The sequence below is a fragment of the Bacillus sp. RIT 809 genome (genome assembly GCF_016892495.1).
Taxonomy (GTDB): domain Bacteria; phylum Bacillota; class Bacilli; order Bacillales; family Bacillaceae_G; genus Bacillus_A; species Bacillus_A cereus_U.
In genome coordinates, this window is sequence record NZ_JAFEMR010000004.1 from 221,809 (window position 1) to 235,191 (window position 13,383).

Below are 13,383 nucleotides of genomic sequence, written 5' to 3' on the forward strand. Positions count from 1 at the left end.
ACCTTTATGTTTTAAGATATTACATAATTTCAAGTGCGAAAATTGTACAAGCAGTATAAATAATTATTGATGATCTTCGTAAAAAAGATGCGAGCGTGAAATAGATAAAGAAGTTACATGTTTTTCATGGAATTTTTGGCACGATGATCGTTTATTAATAGGAGGAAAAGATGTTGAAATATAATAAATTAGCAATTGTAACTGCATTATCAATGACTTTACTAGCTGGTTGTTTCGGCCCAAAACCAGAAGAGGAGCTATATGTTGCATTTGAAAATGCTGCCAAGCAAGAAAAAACAATGTTTGAAGATGCGAAAAAATTAGAGTCATTAGAGAAAGAGGGGCAAGTATTATATAATCAAATTGTCCAAGAAGGAAAAGATAATAATCAGGCTGTTAAGGATAAGCTTGATCAAGCAGTGAAAAATACAGCTGAACGAGAAAAAGTTCTTATTAAAGAAAAAGAGGCTTTAAATAAAGCGCAAGAAGAAGTGAAGTCAGCTGATAAGCATGTGAAGAAAATTGAAGATAATAAATTAAAAGACCAGGCGGATAAAGTAAAGAGTACTTATGAGAAACGACATGATTCATTCGAAAAGATGTACGATAGCTATAATAAATCTTTAAAGCAAGAAAAAGAATTATATACAATGCTACAAGATAAAGGTACAAAATTAAAAGATATTAGCGAGAAAGTAAAGTTAGTAAACCAAGCATATAAAGATATTGAGACAGAAAAAGATAAGTTTAATGAATATACGAAATCATATAATACAGAAAAAGTTGCATTCTATAAACAAGCGAATATTAAAATTAAGGAAGATAAAAAATAAAACAGTTTGGCCTAATATGGGCCAAACTGTTTTATTTTTTTGTATAGGTACGGCTATACCATGGAACTGCTTCGTTTAATTTTTTTTCTTGTTTTAATGCTTCAGGACCAATATAATCTTGAAGTGTTTTTTTTGCTATTGTTAAAGATAAGGTTGTTTTCGGATTTCGATAGGAGGATTCAAGGTGACCAAGATGCGGTAGGGTGCGAAAATCATCTTTCGTAGGAGGGATATGGAAAAAATAATCACCTAAACGTATAAGAACATCGGATTGTTGTTGACTAAAACGTGGATTTCTAGAAAAATGTAATCCTTCTTTGATAGCCTTTTTTTCAGTAATTAAGCGTTCTAAAGCAGTCTTTTTTAACCAATATAAGTACTTAGGGTTAGTGGCAGCTTTAGCATGACGATTCACAACGAAAATAGATTGAGCTAGTCTATTAATAGAATGTTGATTATGTAATTGAGATTGGGGTTGTGAAGGTTTCATATTGAATCTCCTTTCAAGTTTTCCTTATTATAGCATAAATAAAATGGGTTTTTATTATATGCAAAAAGTAATTGTATATATTTTCAATATTAAAGCAATATTGTTACAAAAAACAACTATTTTGTATAATAGTGATAGAATATGTTTCAGAAATTTGATAATGAAAGAGTGAGAAGTTTGAAAGAAATATTAAAACTACAATATGCCATTATAGACATTGGTTCTAATACAATGCGCTTAGTTATTTATGAAAAACAAAGCGGGGGTTTTTATAAAGAGATTGAAAATACGAAAGTGGTCGCTAGGTTAAGAAATTATTTAGTAAATGGTGTATTAAGTGAAGAAGGAATAGAAGTATTATTACAAACATTATTTCAATTTCAAGAAAGTACACGATTCCATAAGTTACATCATGTACTTTGCGTTGCAACGGCAACAATTAGACAGGCTGAGAATCAAGATGAAATTAAAAAACTTGTTGAAGGGCAAACAGATTTTACTCTTAGAGTTTTATCAGAATATGAAGAAGCACGTTACGGTTATTTAGCAGTTATGAATTCCACTTCATTTTCAGAAGGAATTACAGTTGATATTGGTGGGGGGAGTACAGAAGTTACATACTTTCGAAATAGAGAAATTTTAGAATATCATAGCTTTCCTTTTGGAGCACTTTCTTTAAAGCAACAATTTATTCAAGGTGATATTCCTACTACAGAAGAGTTAGAGGAAATAAAAAACTATTTATGGTACCAATTTCGAACGCTACCATGGTTAATCGATAAAAAATTACCCCTTATCGCAATTGGGGGGAGTGCGAGGAATATGGTAAAAATCCATCAAAATTTAATTTGTTATCCTATAGCTGGATTACATTTATACAAAATGAAAGAAGAAGATATTAAACATGTAAAAGAGGAATTAAAAGAATTGTCGTTCATAGAGCTTCAAAAGATGGAGGGGTTAGCGAAAGATCGAGCAGATACAATTATTCCAGCGATCGAAGTCTTTCATATGCTTGTTAACCTTATAGAGGCATCGGCATTTGTATTGAGTAAAAAAGGATTAAGAGAAGGTGTTTTTTATGAAGAATTAGCGAAAAATTTGGGGATTTCGTACTATCCGAACGTAGTAGAAGAAAGTTTATATTTATTATCATATGAATACGAAATGGATATGGAATTTGTAATTCAACTTATTAAACAAGGAACATTGATTTGTAAACAACTTGAAGGAGCAGGACTTATTTCTATGTCGGAAAAAGACTGGGAAATATTCCATCAAGCGGCGAAAGTATTTAATATAGGGAAGTACATTGATGAAGAAGCGAGCCGCTTACATACGTTTTATTTACTAGCGAACAAAACAATTGACGGTATGATGCATAAAGATCGAGTTAGATTAGCGCTTATTGCTTCGTACAAATCAAAAATGTTATTTAAACAACATTTAGCCCCATTTGAAGGGTGGTTTGATAAAAGTGAACAAAAAAAAATCCGGTTATTAGGAGCTGTTTTGCAATTTTCAGCCGCTTTAAATGTGAGACAAAGAGCGCTTGTTGAAACGATATCTATAACAGAAAGTAAAGAAGGATTAACATTTAGAATTGTATGTGAGCAATCGGCATTAGCAGAAAAAGTGCAAGCTGAAAAACAAAAAAAGCAGCTAGAAAGAGTATTGAAAACGAATATTAACTTATTATTCGAATCAGAATGTTAAGTTGTACGGATGTCTTTACGAAAAATTAACACTTTGGAATATTATAATTTGATAAAATAAAAGTAACTAAATTATAGTGAAAAAGTTTCAAAGGGAAGTGTGAAGAGAATGGAATTGCTAAAGGGGAATTTAGTAAATTTAAATGATACAGCGTATTATAATAACCGCGAGTTGAGCTGGTTAGCTTTTAATGAACGTGTACTACAAGAAGCGCAAGATGAAAATAATCCACTTTTAGAAAGATTAAAGTTTATTAGTATTTTCAGTTCAAATTTAGATGAATTTTTTATGGTGCGCGTAGCAGGTTTGAAAGATCAAGTAAGTGCTGGATTTAATCAGCCAGAAAATAAAGCAGGTTTAACACCGAAGAAACAATTAAATAAGATTGCGATAAAAGCTCATGACTTAATGACTGTACAGTATGATACGTTTAAAGGTTACGTATTGCCAGCGCTTGAACTAGAGGGGATTGAGCGTCTAACATTCCATGATTTGACGAAAGAGCAGAGGGAATTTATCGAAGAGTATTTTGATGAACAAATCTTTCCAGTGTTAACTCCTGTAGCTATTGATGCGTATCGTCCATTTCCTATGTTATTAAATAAAAGCTTGAATTTAGCTACTATTTTATACGATGAGAAGCAGGCAGAGGAAGAAAATCGCACGAAGTTAGGAATTGTCCAAGTGCCTTCTTTACTGGAGCGTTTCATATTTTTACCGAGTGAAGGGCAAAAACATAAATTTATTTTATTAGAAGATGTAATTAGTGGTTTTACTCATAAATTATTCACAGGATATAACGTATCACCTGTTACTCGTTTCCGTATTACACGTAATGCGGATTTAACAATCCATGAAGAAGGTGCACGCGATTTATTAAAAGTAATTGAAAAAGAATTGAAAAAGCGTAAGTGGGGAGCTGCCGTTCGTTTAGAAGTTGGTAAAGAACACATTGATGAAAGAGTGTTAGCGTTATTGTATGAGGTGTTGGAAGTAAAAGATGAAGATGTGTACATGATGGATGGACCGTTAGATTTAACATGTTTATTCTCCTTATATAAAAAATTAGCGCCTTTATATGAACATCTAGTATATCCGGCTCTTATTCCTCAACCTCCTCAAGATTTAGGTGATGAGGAAGATGTATTTGAAAAAGCGATAGAACATGATATTTTATTACACCATCCCTTTGAGTCGTTTCAGCCAGTCGTTGATTTTGTCCGTGATGCGGCAGATGACTCGAATGTACTTGCAATCAAACAAACATTATATCGTGTAAGTGGAGATTCTCCAATAATTCAGGCGTTGAAGGTAGCAGCTGAAAAAGGAAAACAAGTGACGGTATTGGTTGAGTTAAAGGCGAGGTTTGATGAAGAGAATAATGTTAATTGGGCTAAAGAATTGGAACAGGCCGGATGTCACGTTATTTACGGAGTAAGTCACTTGAAAACGCATAGTAAAATTACGTTAGTTGTAAGAAGAAGAAACGGAAAAATTGAAAGGTTTGTACATCTTGGAACCGGAAATTATAATGATGCAACAGCGAAGTTGTATACCGATTTTGGATATATTACATCGCGAAAAGACTTTGGTGTAGATGCAACAAATTTCTTTAATTATTTGAGTGGTTATACAAAAAAACCGCATTTTCATCATTTATCTGTTGCCCCATTTGATATAAGAGAGCAGTTTATGGAGTTAATAGATGAGGAAATTCGTTACCATAGACAATATGGAAATGGATATATTATCGCTAAGATGAATTCGTTAACAGATAAACCGTTAATAAAAAAAATGTATGAAGCATCGCAAGCTGGGGTAAGGATAGAGCTCATCGTTAGAGGGACATGTTGTTTAAGACCTGGTATTCCAAATGTAAGTGAAAATATTCGTGTAGTTAGTGTTGTGGGAAGATATTTAGAACATAGCCGTATTTATTATTTCCATCATAATGGAGATGAAAAAATATATTTATCTTCAGCTGATTTGATGACGCGAAATATGGAAAAACGAGTAGAAATATCCTTCCCGATTTTAGATATTGAAATGAAAGCGAGAATAAAGGCAATTTTACAGCTAATTTTAGCCGATAATGTGAAAACACGTGAACAAAATAAAGATGGTGACTATTATTATATAATTAATAGTAGTATAGAAGAAATTGATAGCCAAGTGAATTTATTTAAGATGGCGTACCAAAATACAGATGCTGAATAATAGAGAAAAAATAAAAACCTCTTAATCGAAATTAAGAGGTTTTTATTTTTCTCTCTACTCATTCTTCCATAAATGGAAGAATGAGTAGAGAGAATAGTTTTTTATTATAGGCGTGTGATAAATCGGTTCGTTGATAGAAAAACATTAGAAGAATCGTTGTTTTAAATTAATAATAGTATGGTTGTTGACAAGGCCCTCCGTAACAAGGAAAGGGTGCTGGTGGTGGGAAAGGCGGTGGATAAGGCGGGTAAAACGGTCTAGGGCCGAAAGCTAATGCTCCACCGAGTAACCCTCCAGCAATTCCAGCTAGAAATGGAACACCGAAAAATGGAAGGAAGCGTGAGTCGCCTGCTGGGCCAATAGGTGCTGAACGAACTGGGATCGGTTGATAATATGGATACATGAACAAACCTCCTTTACTGGACTCATTTTTATCATATGGTGGAACAAGTGTGGATGAGCGCGTACAAGAAAGGATATGTAAGAAAATAGGCGAATTGTTACGGATGTTGTAGGATGAAGAGTGTAATTTCAGGTTTTGACATAAAGCGGAATGGGACACGTGTTCTTCCAATACCTCGATTGACATAGAGAGTCAAACCTTGAATGTTATAGAAACCTTCAATATATTCTTTTGCAAGCGACGGGGTAATAATAGCACCTAAAAAAGGAATTTGTACTTGTCCGCCATGGCTATGACCAGAAAGTTGAAGATTGATTGGATAGGTAGCGATTTGTGGCGCGATATCTGGTTCGTGAACGAGAACAATTGTATAAATGTTTTGTTTTGCATGTTGTAAAGTTTCCGCTATTTTTGGTTTACCTAGTAGCATATCATCGAGCCCGAAAATAGAAATTTCACTATTATCCAGTAAACGAATTCGTTTTTCGCTATTTTGCAAAAGTTCAAATCCAGATTCGCGCATGATGTGATCATAGTATTCAGTTCCATATCCACCATGGTCGTGGTTACCATAAATAGAAAATTTACCGAAGGGTGCCTGTATATTCTTTAAAATGGATGCAACAAAAGGAGCCTCGGTATATGTTTGGTAATTATCAATGAGATCACCAGTAAAAAGGACAATATCTGGCTTTTCAGCATTAATCTTGGAAACGATTTGAGATAAATGTTGGAGAGAGAAATAGTAACCTAGATGTAAATCGCTAAATTGAAGGATTTTCATACCATGAAAACCTTTTGGTATGAGCTGTGATTTAAGTGTGTGTTGCGTAAAAGAAAGCAAATAGGGCTCTATATATTTAGCATAATAATAGCCGATACTAGCGGTTATAAATGAATATAGACAAGTGCGTATTCCAGATTTTAAAAAATTTCTTCTTGTAATTTTCTTCATATACAGGTTACTCGAATCTCCCTTCAGTTTTTTGGGAATATATTTTAAACATTAAAAAAGTAGTATAGATTACGAAAAAATGAACGAAAAGAAACCCCTTTACGTTAAAATATCAGAAAAATTGAAAAATATAAAGATTTCTATCAAATAAAGTGATAAAATGAATGTGTATTCATTTTTTGGAGGGGATGTATGTGAAAGAGAAGGTAGTTATTATAACAGGTGGATCAAGTGGAATGGGAAAAGGGATGGCGACTCGTTTTGCGAAAGAAGGGGCACGAGTTGTTATTACAGGGCGTACAAAAGAAAAGCTAGAAGAAGCAAAGTTAGAAATTGAACAGTTTCCAGGGCAAGTATTATCTGTACAAATGGATGTACGAAATACTGATGATATTCAAAAAATGATTGAACATATTGATGAGAAGTTTGGAAGAATTGATATTTTAATAAATAATGCAGCCGGAAACTTTATTTGTCCAGCAGAGGACTTATCTGTGAATGGCTGGAATTCGGTAATTAATATTGTATTAAATGGTACATTTTATTGCAGTCAGGCTGTTGGTAAATATTGGATTGAAAAAGGTATAAAAGGAAATATTATTAACATGGTGGCAACATATGCATGGGATGCAGGCCCAGGGGTTATCCATTCGGCAGCAGCTAAAGCTGGTGTATTAGCAATGACAAAAACTCTTGCTGTTGAGTGGGGACGTAAATATGGGATACGAGTTAACGCTATCGCACCAGGACCAATTGAACGTACAGGTGGTGCCGATAAATTATGGATTTCAGAAGAAATGGCTAAGCGTACAATACAAAGTGTCCCACTTGGTAGGCTGGGGACACCAGAAGAAATTGCGGGTCTAGCTTATTATTTATGTTCAGATGAAGCTGCATACATAAATGGAACTTGTATGACAATGGATGGTGGCCAGCATTTGCACCAATATCCATTTTAAAAGGGATGGAAAATGAATGATTTATTATTTTTTCTTTGGTGAAATGTGACGAAGTTGTGACATGTGAGAGAAATGTGTTTACAAAGGGGAATATATACGTTATATTTAAGACCTCTTTTTTCTTCATAGTAGAATTGCTAATTCCCCTTAGCATTTTACCCCTCTAATCCCTTCAGGAAAACTGAAGGGATTTTTTATTATTTTTCCGTAAATATCGTGTTATAATTTTTGAAAAGTAAAGGGAGGGAAGCACGTTGATAGATGCATTAGATGTAATGAGTAACTTGGATAAAGTCCTTCCTTATTATCAAGCTATTTTTAGTGCTGATGAGCATACAGTAATTGGATATGAAGTTGTAGGACGTATTCAAACAGAAGAGGGCATGCAAAGTTTAGCATCTTTCTTCCATGATGATTCTATTCCGAGTGAGTTCCAACTTGAAGCGGATAACATCATTGTAGAAAAAGCGTTAAATAGGTATTTAGAAACGGATCAAAAATTATTATTATTTATACATCGGAATGCTAATGTATTAATGAATGATGAAGATGAAAGTTTACTTCAACTTTTGCTGATGTATGAAGAACAAGGTTTGAACTTACAACGAATTGTTCTAGAAATAACAGAACATGAATGTAAAGAAGATATAGAACAATTTAATCATTTACTGATGTATTATCGTACATATGGTATTCAAATTTCGATTAATAAAGTCGGAACGGGTACAAGTAATTTAGAGCGTATTAGCGTGTTAGCACCGGATATTTTAAAAGTCGATTTAACAAATTTAAGGCAAACTGCACTTTTACAATCTTATCAAGATATTTTATATTCCTTATCTTTACTTGCTAGAAGAATTGGTGCGACATTGTTATATGAAGAAATTGATGCTTTTTATCAACTACAATATGCTTGGAAAAACGGTGGTAGATATTATCAAGGTAATTATTTGAAAGAATGTTTACCTGATTTTATTGAAACGAATGTTTTAAAAGAGCGACTTGGTAATGAATGTCATCAATTTATTCTGCATGAGAAGAAGAAGTTGCAAAAAATTTATAATTTAACAGAGATGTTACGTGATCGAATTGGTGATGTTCTGTCAAAACAAAAAAAGAATGAAGATATAAATGATTGGTTATTACAATTTAGCCAAAGCATATCACAATATAGTTTTCGGATATTTATTTGTAATGAAGATGGTTTCCAACAATCTGGTAATATTATGAAAAAAGATGGTGAATGGATCATTATGCCAGAGTATTATATGAAGAACTGGAGTTGGCGCCCGTATTTTCTAGAAAATATAATGAAAATGCGTTTTGAGAATAAGGCAAGACTTTCAGATTTATATGCTGATATCGAAACTGGTGAAATGGTACGAACATTTTCATTCCCAATTGATGATGAAAACTTTTTATTTATAGATTTATCGTATGAATATTTATATGAGGAAGATGTTTTATTTTAATGCGCGAAGAGATTCGTGCATTTTTTTGTTTGTTTTTATCATAAATTGGTAATAGTGAAAATGATGATGAAAATGCTGTCTATCGTTGTAAAGATTTTACGAACGAAATCATCCCTTTCTTTGCATAATCATTGTTACAATGAATACTACAAAGACAAGCTCTTTTAAAAGGAAGGTGAAAAAATGAAGAAATATGGAATATGGTTTGTTCTATTTATATGTGTTGCCTTTCTAGTTGGCTATAGTGTCACAACTGTTTTAGGAAAAGAAGAAGTGAAAGTGGATCGGAAAGAAGTGTTTACAACGATACAAAAAGGTTATGAGACGCAATTTTCAATTCGCGGGAAGCAAATATCTATGAATAAGATGATAGAGACGTTATCACCATATTTTACAAATAATTTCCTTCAAGTTTTTACAGATGAAAACAGTAGAAATGAAAAACAAAGTGGTGAATATTTACTTCCAGCAAAAGAAGCTCCGTTTTCCTTTAATTCAGAAACAAAAATGTCTTATGATGAGGAACATAAAAATTTATATGTCTACGAGCGGGCAAAGAGTGGACAATATCAAATTGTGACATTGCAAAAGGATAATGGAAAATGGAAACTAGCAGGGTATCATGAAAGTCAGGAACTGTTGACTGAAATAAAAAGGTTACAACAATTATGAGAATAGGGATAGGTGTCCCCTATTCCTATTCTATACCGAGTAGCTGTTGTAATTTTTCAATTTGAAAACCTGCGACAACTTCTCCGTCAATTACAACTGTTGGAGTTGAATAGGACTCATAGTCATATAAAAGACGATTGCGTGCAGCAGCGTCTTTTTTTACGTCAAATTCTTCATATACAACGTTATTATGTTTTAAAAATTCTTTCACAATGGTACAAGGCGGACAATCAGGTTGTGTATAAACCTCAATTTTTTTCATTGTAATTCCTCCCTTTTTCTGTTTTTTATTATATTCTGCCAGTATAAAAAGCGCAATAAAGAAGTAAAAAGATGCTCTTTCATCTTTTTACTTCGTATTTCGACAAATTTTAGTTGAGTTTCTGGCCAAGAACCTTTATCCTAGATTGTGGAACGTTTTTTCTGTTATGACGGATAGAATGAGTATAGCTGTAAAACCTATTGGTAGGAAGATCAGAGAAAGGAGAGATTTCATGTCTCTACTCCAAGGAATTTTAACTCGACTTGTTAGTCTACAAGAACAAGCTGAAAGCGGTGAAGTAGCACAACGCTATTTTGAAGTGAACGGTGAGCGCAAATGTAGCGTGAAATTTTTCGATAAAAGTGAAATGTATGAATTAGAAGTGTATCAACAAGGTGAAAAACCTCAAGTGTATCAATTCGATAACATCGATATGGTTGCAATTGAGATTTATGATATCATTAATTGATACATATAAAAAAGGTACTGCCAAATGGCGGTACCTTTTTTAGTTATATTAATTAATGGGCTATATAGGTAGTAGAAGTTGCAATTTAAGGCGCGATTAAATAAAAGGTTTTTTACAAATGTATATGTATAGGAATTTTTTATTTTTCCTACAATGATAGTAAATAGTAATAGGAGGTGCAAAGGATGGAACGCTTACCGATTGTTATTTGTCCTAATTGTCACAGTCATGCTGAAATTAATCATGTATTAACCGCCCAGTCTAATCAAAATGTAATATATACATGTAAGTTTTGTAATTATGTAATTCGAAATATTGAAACGAATAAAGGGTAGTAAGTTATAATTTTTGTTTTTGTCCCATACAATGAGAATACGAAAAGTCTGTCTAATTGAAAGGACGTGACTATGTGGACGGTGAGCATACATTTTATAATGTTTCAGAGAGACATTTGAATTTTGATATGGTATTTAACCGTATTTGTAGTTTCATTGAAAAGGATCCACGAAATTTATATCGATTATCTATTGGGACAGACTCACAAGCGCATCAAAAGGATACGAGGTTTATTACAGCGATACATATTCATCGGGTTGGAAAAGGAGCATGGGGATGTTTGCATCATAAATCAGTGAAAAATAAGCCAGCAACGTTGCGAGAGAAAATATATTTAGAAACACAGTTTAGTCAAGAAATCGCCTATTTATTTACTCCCAATCATATACAAACAATATGGGATTTATTGCACCCATACGCTCAAGATGGAGCAGGATTCATAATGGAAATTCATTTAGATATCGGGAATGATGGTTTAACAAAAGAATTTATTTTAGATATGACGATGAAAATTCAAGCAATGGGATTAACAGCAAAAATTAAACCAGATGCTTATGCGGCATTTAGTTATGCGAACAGATATACGAAATAATGTGAAATGATGTCTATATATTCGCAGTTGTTAAGTATCCCTAACGAAAACTGAATATTACATCTACTAAATAAGCTGAAAAATTTATATAATGAGAGTGCAAGGAGAGGAGCATATGGAAAAGGAATTTGTTTTAACAAGAGAAGAAGAAAATTTATTGTTGGATATTCTGTTTCAGCAAAATTACGCGAGCGAAATTTTAGCGGTGGAGCTTACAGACATTGAGAATGGTTTAAAACAGACAGATGTGACGCAATATAAAAAAATTACAAGATTGTTTTACCGATTAAAAAATAAAGGGTATTAAGCACTACCGAATGGTAGTCTTTTTTTTATGTTGTATGCTAAAATAGTTGTGTATCTTTATTTTTATTAGAAGAATGTTAGGACAAAATAATAATATGAAAACGCTATCATAAAATGTGAGTAGGATTGGAGAATATAAGCAGGGGAAATGGGGGATGTAATATGATTAGTATTCCGAAAGATGAGTTTCAACAAATTCTTGTGAAGGATTTAATGATTTCATCAGAAAAAGTAGCACATGTCCAAATAGGGAATGGTTTAGAACATGCTTTACTCGTTCTTGTGAAATCTGGATATTCGGCGATTCCTGTTTTAGACCCTATGTATAAATTACATGGGTTAATTAGTACTGCTATGATTTTAGATGGTATTTTAGGATTAGAGCGCATTGAGTTTGAAAGACTTGAGAATATGAAAGTGGAACAAGTGATGAAGGAAGAGATTCCAGTTCTTATGTTAGAAGATTCTTTTGCAAAAGCTTTAGAAATGACAATTGATCATCCTTTTATTTGCGCTGTCAATGAAGAAGGTTACTTCGAGGGTATTTTAACACGTCGGGCTATTTTAAAATTATTGAATAAAAAAGTGAGACAGCATAATCGATAACGTAGGGAAAGTGACTTCACTGAAAAGGCGAAGTCACTTTTTTTCGTGCATATCAGTTGTGTATGTATTATATTTAAAAAGACATAAAGCATAAGAAAAGTTTGAACTAACAAACCGTTCTAATGTATAAAAGTATGCAATTAAATTAAGGATGAAATGCTTATTAAAATTAGGTGTATGGAAGCTAAGGAAAGAGGGAGAAAGTTGCAAATTGATGATTTTCAAATGATGGTTGTGTTAGCTCAGGAATCAAATATGAGAAAAGCGGCGGAACGTTTATTTGTTTCCCAACCTGCGCTTAGTCAACGATTACAATCTATGGAGAAACAATGGGGAATGAAATTTTTTATTCGTTCACAAAAAGGATTAACAATTACACCTGAAGGGGAAAAAGTTGCAAATTATGCAAAAGAAATGTTACAACGGGAAGAGGATATTAAAAGTGAACTGGCTCTTTTTAGAACGGAAACATACGGTACGTTAAAAATAGCTGTTGCATCAGTCATTGGGCAATATTGGCTTCCACCTGTTTTGAAAAAATTTGTGCATAAGTATCCTTCTGTGAAGATATCTCTGTTTACTGGCTGGAGTAGTGAAGTGCAAAAGCAATTTTATGAAGGAGACGTTCATGTTGCTATACTGAGAGGATCACAAGAATACAAAGGGCAGAAACAACAATTATTTGAAGATGAATTATACTTAGTTGATAAAGAAATAAAAGATATTTCGATGTTAAAAGAGACAAATAGACCATTTATTCAATTTAAAAGTGATTCGACCTACTATGGACAAATACAAAATTGGTGGTATGGATTATTTTCAAATCCACCTAAGCGAACGATTGTAGTTGACCAAATTGAAACGTGCAAACAGCTTGTTTTAAATGGAATAGGTTATGCTCTTTTACCTTCGACTGTTTTAAAAGAAGTGCAGGAAAATATGTATAAAACACCTGTTCAATTAACGAGAGAAACATGGTTATTGACGAGTGACTCGGCAAGGCAGTTGAAGCAAGTACAAGCATTTTTAGAAATTATAGAAGAAATTCAAATGGAAAAATAAGATTATTGTCTTGCTACTCGCTCTATCGTTTGG

General features: G+C 33.0%; 16 protein-coding genes. 12 read left to right on the forward strand and 4 right to left on the reverse strand.

Going from position 1 to position 13,383, the window contains the following annotated elements; genetic code table 11:
- Positions 1 to 170: 170 nt before the first annotated feature.
- The gene (locus JTF23_RS06970; RefSeq protein WP_204208357.1) at positions 171 to 833 is read left to right on the forward strand and encodes a YkyA family protein; all 663 of its coding nucleotides are present in this window, start codon (positions 171 to 173) and stop codon (positions 831 to 833) included.
- Positions 834 to 864: 31 nt separating this feature from the next.
- On the opposite strand, the gene JTF23_RS06975 is transcribed toward JTF23_RS06970, so the two are convergent.
- On the reverse strand, positions 865 to 1,323 hold the full coding sequence (locus tag JTF23_RS06975) for a YkyB family protein (protein ID WP_002160666.1): 459 nt from the start codon (positions 1,321 to 1,323) through the stop codon (positions 865 to 867).
- Between the two features lie 141 nt (positions 1,324 to 1,464).
- Between JTF23_RS06975 and JTF23_RS06980 the strand changes: the two genes are divergently transcribed.
- On the forward strand, positions 1,465 to 3,039 hold the full coding sequence (locus JTF23_RS06980) for a Ppx/GppA family phosphatase (protein ID WP_204208359.1): 1,575 nt from the start codon (positions 1,465 to 1,467) through the stop codon (positions 3,037 to 3,039).
- Positions 3,040 to 3,147: 108 nt separating this feature from the next.
- Positions 3,148 to 5,256: a polyphosphate kinase gene (locus JTF23_RS06985; protein WP_002160668.1), complete on the forward strand. Its 2,109-nt coding sequence runs from the start codon at positions 3,148 to 3,150 to the stop codon at positions 5,254 to 5,256.
- 166 nt (positions 5,257 to 5,422) lie between these two features.
- On the opposite strand, the gene JTF23_RS06990 is transcribed toward JTF23_RS06985, so the two are convergent.
- Positions 5,423 to 5,659, reverse strand: coding sequence for a hypothetical protein (locus JTF23_RS06990; protein WP_002199486.1), 237 nt, complete (start codon positions 5,657 to 5,659; stop codon positions 5,423 to 5,425).
- Between the two features lie 97 nt (positions 5,660 to 5,756).
- The gene (locus JTF23_RS06995) at positions 5,757 to 6,614 is read right to left on the reverse strand and encodes a metallophosphoesterase (protein WP_204208361.1); all 858 of its coding nucleotides are present in this window, start codon (positions 6,612 to 6,614) and stop codon (positions 5,757 to 5,759) included.
- A gap of 194 nt (positions 6,615 to 6,808) precedes the next feature.
- Here JTF23_RS06995 and fadH point away from each other — a divergent pair, with 194 nt between their 5' ends.
- The 3 genes from fadH (at position 6,809) to JTF23_RS07010 (ending at position 9,717) form a co-directional block, all read left to right on the forward strand.
- Positions 6,809 to 7,573, forward strand: a complete 765-nt coding sequence (gene fadH, locus JTF23_RS07000) for a 2,4-dienoyl-CoA reductase (protein ID WP_002145986.1) — start codon at positions 6,809 to 6,811, stop codon at positions 7,571 to 7,573.
- Between the two features lie 254 nt (positions 7,574 to 7,827).
- A complete protein-coding gene (locus JTF23_RS07005) occupies positions 7,828 to 9,045 on the forward strand; it encodes an EAL domain-containing protein (protein WP_078181367.1) in 1,218 nt (405 codons plus the stop codon).
- Positions 9,046 to 9,228: 183 nt separating this feature from the next.
- Positions 9,229 to 9,717: a DUF3993 domain-containing protein gene (locus JTF23_RS07010; RefSeq protein ID WP_002111512.1), complete on the forward strand. Its 489-nt coding sequence runs from the start codon at positions 9,229 to 9,231 to the stop codon at positions 9,715 to 9,717.
- Between the two features lie 25 nt (positions 9,718 to 9,742).
- On the opposite strand, the gene JTF23_RS07015 is transcribed toward JTF23_RS07010, so the two are convergent.
- Positions 9,743 to 9,979, reverse strand: coding sequence for a glutaredoxin family protein (locus JTF23_RS07015; protein ID WP_002111510.1), 237 nt, complete (start codon positions 9,977 to 9,979; stop codon positions 9,743 to 9,745).
- A gap of 232 nt (positions 9,980 to 10,211) precedes the next feature.
- Here JTF23_RS07015 and JTF23_RS07020 point away from each other — a divergent pair, with 232 nt between their 5' ends.
- The 6 genes from JTF23_RS07020 (at position 10,212) to JTF23_RS07045 (ending at position 13,350) form a co-directional block, all read left to right on the forward strand.
- Positions 10,212 to 10,448, forward strand: coding sequence for a YkuJ family protein (locus tag JTF23_RS07020; RefSeq protein WP_002111509.1), 237 nt, complete (start codon positions 10,212 to 10,214; stop codon positions 10,446 to 10,448).
- A 185-nt stretch (positions 10,449 to 10,633) separates the two neighbouring features.
- Positions 10,634 to 10,783: a hypothetical protein gene (locus JTF23_RS07025; protein WP_002160670.1), complete on the forward strand. Its 150-nt coding sequence runs from the start codon at positions 10,634 to 10,636 to the stop codon at positions 10,781 to 10,783.
- 74 nt (positions 10,784 to 10,857) lie between these two features.
- A complete protein-coding gene (locus tag JTF23_RS07030) occupies positions 10,858 to 11,376 on the forward strand; it encodes a ribonuclease H-like YkuK family protein (protein ID WP_002111508.1) in 519 nt (172 codons plus the stop codon).
- A gap of 115 nt (positions 11,377 to 11,491) precedes the next feature.
- Positions 11,492 to 11,683, forward strand: a complete 192-nt coding sequence (abbA, locus tag JTF23_RS07035) for an antirepressor AbbA (RefSeq protein WP_002145987.1) — start codon at positions 11,492 to 11,494, stop codon at positions 11,681 to 11,683.
- Positions 11,684 to 11,844: 161 nt separating this feature from the next.
- Positions 11,845 to 12,288 carry a cyclic-di-AMP-binding protein CbpB gene (cbpB, locus tag JTF23_RS07040; RefSeq protein ID WP_098779339.1) on the forward strand — a complete coding sequence of 148 codons (444 nt, stop codon included), beginning with the start codon at positions 11,845 to 11,847 and terminating at the stop codon, positions 12,286 to 12,288.
- Between the two features lie 177 nt (positions 12,289 to 12,465).
- A complete protein-coding gene (locus JTF23_RS07045) occupies positions 12,466 to 13,350 on the forward strand; it encodes a transcriptional regulator CcpC (RefSeq protein ID WP_033714019.1) in 885 nt (294 codons plus the stop codon).
- The last annotated feature ends 33 nt before the right edge of the window (positions 13,351 to 13,383 follow it).

Excerpts from the sequence above, each read along its gene's own strand:
- JTF23_RS07010 (WP_002111512.1), top strand. The coding sequence starts at position 9,229 with ATGAAGAAATATGGAATATGGTTTGTTCTATTTATATGTGTTGCCTTT.
- JTF23_RS06995 (WP_204208361.1), bottom strand. The coding sequence starts at position 6,614 with ATGAAGAAAATTACAAGAAGAAATTTTTTAAAATCTGGAATACGCACT.
- JTF23_RS07015 (WP_002111510.1), bottom strand. The coding sequence starts at position 9,979 with ATGAAAAAAATTGAGGTTTATACACAACCTGATTGTCCGCCTTGTACC.
- JTF23_RS06980 (WP_204208359.1), top strand. The coding sequence starts at position 1,465 with ATGTTTCAGAAATTTGATAATGAAAGAGTGAGAAGTTTGAAAGAAATA.
- JTF23_RS06985 (WP_002160668.1), top strand. The coding sequence starts at position 3,148 with ATGGAATTGCTAAAGGGGAATTTAGTAAATTTAAATGATACAGCGTAT.
- abbA (WP_002145987.1), top strand. The coding sequence starts at position 11,492 with ATGGAAAAGGAATTTGTTTTAACAAGAGAAGAAGAAAATTTATTGTTG.
- cbpB (WP_098779339.1), top strand. The coding sequence starts at position 11,845 with ATGATTAGTATTCCGAAAGATGAGTTTCAACAAATTCTTGTGAAGGAT.
- JTF23_RS06975 (WP_002160666.1), bottom strand. The coding sequence starts at position 1,323 with ATGAAACCTTCACAACCCCAATCTCAATTACATAATCAACATTCTATT.
- JTF23_RS07020 (WP_002111509.1), top strand. The coding sequence starts at position 10,212 with ATGTCTCTACTCCAAGGAATTTTAACTCGACTTGTTAGTCTACAAGAA.
- JTF23_RS07025 (WP_002160670.1), top strand. The coding sequence starts at position 10,634 with ATGGAACGCTTACCGATTGTTATTTGTCCTAATTGTCACAGTCATGCT.
- JTF23_RS07045 (WP_033714019.1), top strand. The coding sequence starts at position 12,466 with ATGGAAGCTAAGGAAAGAGGGAGAAAGTTGCAAATTGATGATTTTCAA.
- JTF23_RS06990 (WP_002199486.1), bottom strand. The coding sequence starts at position 5,659 with ATGTATCCATATTATCAACCGATCCCAGTTCGTTCAGCACCTATTGGC.
- JTF23_RS06970 (WP_204208357.1), top strand. The coding sequence starts at position 171 with ATGTTGAAATATAATAAATTAGCAATTGTAACTGCATTATCAATGACT.